Here is a 5492-nt window from a genome sequence, read left to right as displayed (position 1 = left end):
GTATTGAGAATAAGGTCGAGGAGTTTATCGGCGACGGTTATAGACAGCCCGCGAGAAGAATCGACCCCGCATTGCTTTAAGGCCAAGACCTGCGCCGGTTCACCGCCAAACTGAGGCCCTGGTGTGCTAATGGATACAAGGAATGCGAGCTGCCTCACCTGTAGCCAGCGCAGAAAGCCGACCGCCGTGCCCATCGCCCGGATGAGCATAAAACCTCGGGCACCGAGAGCAATAAGAATCAATAGATTCAACGCAACCAGCGTCACCGCATCCATTGCGGTAATTTCACCGAGCGCTGTCCACGCTGCCTTAAAGTGAGCCACATCCACTTGGGTGATACTGACCATAACGCACGCGACAAGCGAAATACCTAGGGCCCAAAAAGTCTTCATAACTTATTCACACCCATGGTTCGGAAATAAAGAGCATCGTCTTGTTTCATGATAGACCAAAGCCCACTGCCCAGCCATGCGACCCACGTCAGCGCTCCGGTCAGCAAAAATATCTCCATAGAGACGAGAGGGGTATTGCCTAAAACCAAATAAGCCAAACATAGCCAGGCTAAGGTTCGGGCAAAGAGGCCCAGTGCTGTTAGGAGACAAAGCGCACTCAACCACCATGGCAAAGACGAATAGAGACCAAGTGCCAAAATCACCCCAATAAAGACTCGGGCACCCACGCTGCCGTAGTGTCGGGCAAAACGCGAGGTACGTGACCACCCAAGATTGGCGCGGGCATCGCCAGGCTGGACCACACCACTTACGTAGAGCCAATCTCGAACAAAACACAGAAGAAGCAAGAATAAACCGAAGCTCGCAATAATCGACAGAATCTCACTGGCTGCCCCTGGATACAACGCAACCGTCAGAAGGCACATGTGAACGCCTGCAAAGTAGCGGTTGTGCAAGCTTTGCATCATCCTGTCACGGAAAACTTCACGCCCCATTCTCTCTCGAAACCACATGCCAAAATGAAAAAGAAAATAGACAAGTGACAGTAGTAAATAATACGGCGGCAACGTTTCAATAAATATTGCCGCAATACTGGCCACCAACATACCCATGGCGTCCACCTGGTTTTCGAGCCTTGCACCCATAGCTGAAACTGTTTGAGTCCACCGGGCCGCCGCGCCATCCAGAGCATCGCCGATAGCCACCAGGCCGTAGGCGCCAAAAAAGATAAACGGTTCGCCTTCAAATGTCGCAAAACAAGAAACAGCACCAAAAAGGAAGGCCACTGCAAGGCCCCGCATCCACGTGACCCAAAACCCTCCTCCCAGTGATTTTATAGGACCTTGTGTTCCCACGTGAAAATGTAAATTCGCCCAGCACCAGCCACTAAGATAAAAAGCATAGAACAGGGAAGCGTAAAGACCCTCGTAGCTACCGTAGTGACTAAAGATAGAACATAAAACCAAAACGCCCAGCAAGATGGCCCCGACAAGGCTCAGCTTCAGCGAGTGGTCGTTTAGATATTGCCCATTGAACTCGCTGTTCATGGTAATCTCAGCAGCGAGGCAGGCGACACACCACGCGGTTTATAAATTCCGACTGCCGCATTTTCGTTACCGGGATCGTAAGAAAGTAACTGTGCTAGCAAACTAAACAACCCTTCATGGTAAAGAGGTTCTCGAGAACCAGGCTTGAGGCCCGCGACAAAGCCGAATTCCGTGAGGCTGTCCAGCCCTTGAACGCCTCTGCTGATCAAGTGAATGGGTACGGCAGCGTCTTTTGTTGGCAGTACGGGCGGCTGATGGTCACCCACAATGACAATCAAAGCGTTTTGAGATTCTAGACTCTCGATAAAATTAAGAATGACCCCCCACTCGTAAGTGATAGCGCGCTGAAAACATTCTAGGCTGATGCAGTTTTGCGGCTGCCCAGACAACCGAGCTTTCAATTTTGACCAGACTCCACCATCATCGGCGGTTCCATTCGCCGGCTCCCCCAAGCTATGCCAGTCCTTTTGAAGACCCGGCCCCGGATTCCAAGGAACGTGAGTGGAAACGCCAGTAAACATCATAAGATTGGGACTCGACGCTTCGTTCTGAATTCGTTCAGCGGCAAAACCAAGCGCATACTGGTCGGGAACGACACCCCAACCCCAGCGGCTTCCATGATAATTCAAGTCGGCGAAATACAATGTATGGTCGTAGCCCCAGGGATTGGACACCGGGCGTCCGGGACGCGTTCTATATCCGGCCTGCACTGCCCAGGTCGTATAGCCTCGCTCCCCAAGAAACCCAGGGAGGCCGTATGCGCCTGATTCGTAGAGCTTGGTGTAGAGATGCTGATTCTTAACCTCAATACCGCTTAGCAGCGTTGAAGTGGCCTGCCAGCTCGCGCCTCCAACGACGGGCGAGATACTCGCTTGGCTGTGCGTGAGATACCCTAAGCGCTTAAGGCTCCCAGACATGTTATCCATCAATGCTTGGTGACCCTCACGCAGCAATTTGTTTTCGAATAAAATAGAGCCATACGATTCCACGACCAGAATATAAATATCGGGCGTTTGTTGAAGCTGAATGGGTGCCATTTGGTCTTTAACGCTTGGCGCTTCTGGCTCTGATGCCAGCGCTTGCATCGCGTGCTGCATCTCAACTGAGCGAACTGCATTTGCCTTTAGCCGGGCAAAAGAAGACTGTACCAGCGCATCGCGAAGTACCGGGCTGCGCTCCGCGATAAGTCCGCAAAATAGAATACTTACAATGACCCAAACCCTTAAACAAACAGGCGATGTGGCATCTTGGTGCCACTTCGACATTACAGACAAGGCTTTGAGGTTCACCCACAGTAAAAGTGAGCTGAGGCCTGCAGCTAAGACAAAGGTTGTAAATGCACCACCGGGCAAGAGGTCGAGAGCAAGGTTCAAGCCATCCCAGATCAGGAGCACGTCGTTGTAAAGAACCGGCATCCGGGAGAACGCCCGGAGAATAAACACATCGTAGACTTCGAGAACGAACGAGGCGCTCAAGCAGACCGCGACCAGTCGCTGAAGCCATCGAGCTTTTCTCAAGCCCAATGCGAACATCAATGAGACGCCCACGAGAAGTTCGGCGCTCAGCCACAACCTGGCAAAAATTTCTCTTTTGCCTGCCCCAACGGCACTGATATCGCCAAGTGGTAGCGCTTGTGAGGGCAGCAGAATCAGAGCCTGCAAAAGCCCAGACACAATCATCACACGAGCTAAGAGCGCCTTATTGCTCAGTTTCTCTTGGTCACTCGGCAAGCCCACTCTCCGCGTCAGCTGTTTTACCCGGCAAGCACCTGGAATCAATAACATTTTCCATGAGTGCAAAGTTTTAACACTTTGGAGCAACAATTGCCCAGAAGAGCCGAGAATAATCAAGTATCGGCAAGCTTACTCAGCCAATAAAACAGACCACGGAGACAACCATGCCAAGAATAGACACACCGACAAGCCCGATTGCCTCTCCACAATATGCGTCTGCTACCGCATCGTCTCTACAAAGAGCCGTCGACTCAGGTGACTTTGAGCAGGCGCATGCTGTACTGGATGAGATCACGGCGCGCCTTGAGACAAATCCAGGTTCGCTCAGGAGGCCCGAACTCCGTGAGCTATGCCTTGAGATGCCGGACGTTATTGCAAAGGCTGAGAAAGCGGATGAATGGTCTCTTCTTCAAAAGATATTGGGGTTCCTCGCGCTCGGCATTCCATTTTTAGTGGACTACTTGAACGAGAACGAAATGGAAAAAGTCCAGCGACTCGGACATGACCTCCAAGGGAAATTAGAGACCGAGAAAAACGACCTTGAGATGTTTGACCGATACGGGTCGAGTGATGCGTTTAAAGACGCGCTCGAGGTTACCGGCGATACCAGCCCCAACGGAAAGAATCGCTTTGCAGCATCGGTGATGGTTCGCCTCAAAAAGAAAGGGCTCATCGAGGAAACTGCAAAACTAAGCACGCCACTGCCTGCCGATGTCCTGGCCCGCGTGAATCAAGATACCGATTTCGCCGCTTCATCTCCCGCCATCAGTACCTGGTCGGGCTTACTTGAAAATTTATCGACCGATGTTACTGAGAATGGAAACTACGACATCCATGCATTGACGCTGCAACGTTTCATTCCAAACTCAACCCAACAGACAATTCTCAATGCGCTAACCGCCAACCTTACGGCCAATGAACTGGAAGTCGGCTTAGCCGGTGTTGGGCTCAAAGCTAAAGTTCTTAATGCACAGGCCACAGCATTAACCGCGCCCAAAGCTTTCGGGTTAAGCGGCGCCACAAACATGGACAAAGCAAAGCAGCAGTTTGTATTGCGCATGGGAATGATATTCGCCGACGTCAACCACGATGGAGACCTCAACGATTCAGATACTGTCACGTACCTCAACTCAACAGGGAAAACCGAAACCACACGCTACGACAAGCTCCCAAATGAACTCAAACGACTCGTCAAATTCAACATGGCGACCGCTTCAGTGTGTGAGCAGTACGCAACGCAGCCAAGCCATCAACGAATGCGGTTCCCGGCCTGGAATTCTTCTACCGGGCGCGGTGCACCAGAGCGAGTCAATGAAAGTGTATGGAGCGTTGGCAAGACCACCTCAGGCAGTATTAGCTGGGAGCTTCAAAGCAGCGTAACGCCGGACGTCGCAGTTAGAGATATCCTGGGAACTGGCTCCAGCAAGTACACCACCGAATGTGCTCACGGACGAACGATGCTGCGACTCAATGGACTCCTAGAGTATTACCGAACTGAATATGGCGATGGTGAAGGCACTTTTCGGTTCAACCGGCTCTTCGCTAAGGATGCTTCTTCAAGACAAGCTGCGCGGGAATACATCGACGGCTTCAATGCTTCCAAAGAAACGAACCCAAGCTTATCCTGGGCCGATTACTCAACAGAGACGCCTCTACCTCGCATGGAGTATTCGCTTACCGTCAGCCGGCATAATATCTTTGGTTCCAATGAGACACCGGTAAGCGCATGGAACGATGTCACGGGTGAATCGGCCGCAGGTAACAACGGCTACTTCCACAACTACGCCGTATCCATTGAAGGCGTTAACATCGGTTACGTAGGTGAAAACGTTATCGACCTTGGTTTTAAAAATGGCCGGCGACGCTATTGGGGTCACCCAGGCGGCATTCAACAAGAGAGCCAGTGGCAGCATGAACTGGCCAGCGGACGCATCCCAATCCAAACCATGTCTGACTACAAGCAATACTACTCTATTGCGGACCAACAACGCTCCGTTAAGGCGTGGGCGTCGCGCCAAATCGACGAGGTTGAGAAGGATATTGGGTCACTGGAGTCGGACAAGCCCGCGAGCTGGGAAACTCAAGTCAGCCAGAAGCGAGAACGAATCGAAGAGTGGCATTCGATGAGTGCAACACTCACCGCACTCTTTGGCAGTATAGACACTGCTAAGCTCGGCACCATTCAAGCATTTCTAGACAGTTCTGGCATGATGACCGAACCTGCAGATCTTAAGCCACTCGTTGATTGCTACACGGATAAG

The 5492-nt window shown here is 51.7% G+C and carries 4 protein-coding genes; 1 reads left to right on the top strand and 3 read right to left on the bottom strand.

Annotation, left to right across the window (positions count from 1 at the left end; translation table 11 throughout):
- From HOK28_08050 to HOK28_08040, 3 genes are all read right to left on the bottom strand, one after another.
- Positions 1-392: hypothetical protein (locus HOK28_08050; protein ID MBT6433026.1), on the bottom strand; the 392-nt coding region annotated here is incomplete at its 3' end.
- A complete protein-coding gene (locus HOK28_08045) occupies positions 389-1498 on the bottom strand; it encodes a CDP-alcohol phosphatidyltransferase family protein (protein MBT6433025.1) in 1110 nt (369 codons plus the stop codon). The genes HOK28_08045 and HOK28_08050, both read right to left, overlap by 4 nt.
- Complete coding sequence (locus HOK28_08040) at positions 1495-3228, bottom strand: hypothetical protein (protein ID MBT6433024.1); 1734 nt, start codon at positions 3226-3228, stop codon at positions 1495-1497. Before HOK28_08040 ends, HOK28_08045 begins: the two co-directional genes overlap by 4 nt.
- Before the next feature lie 167 nt (positions 3229-3395).
- Here HOK28_08040 and HOK28_08035 point away from each other — a divergent pair.
- Positions 3396-5492, top strand: a 2097-nt coding sequence (locus tag HOK28_08035) for a hypothetical protein (protein ID MBT6433023.1), incomplete at its 3' end; no start/stop codon positions are given.

This window comes from Deltaproteobacteria bacterium (genome assembly GCA_018668695.1).
In the GTDB taxonomy this organism is placed as follows: domain Bacteria; phylum Myxococcota; class XYA12-FULL-58-9; order XYA12-FULL-58-9; family JABJBS01; genus JABJBS01.
This window is presented reverse-complemented; position numbering and strand designations above follow the sequence as displayed.

Excerpts from the sequence above, each read along its gene's own strand:
- HOK28_08045 (MBT6433025.1), bottom strand. The coding sequence starts at position 1,498 with ATGAACAGCGAGTTCAATGGGCAATATCTAAACGACCACTCGCTGAAG.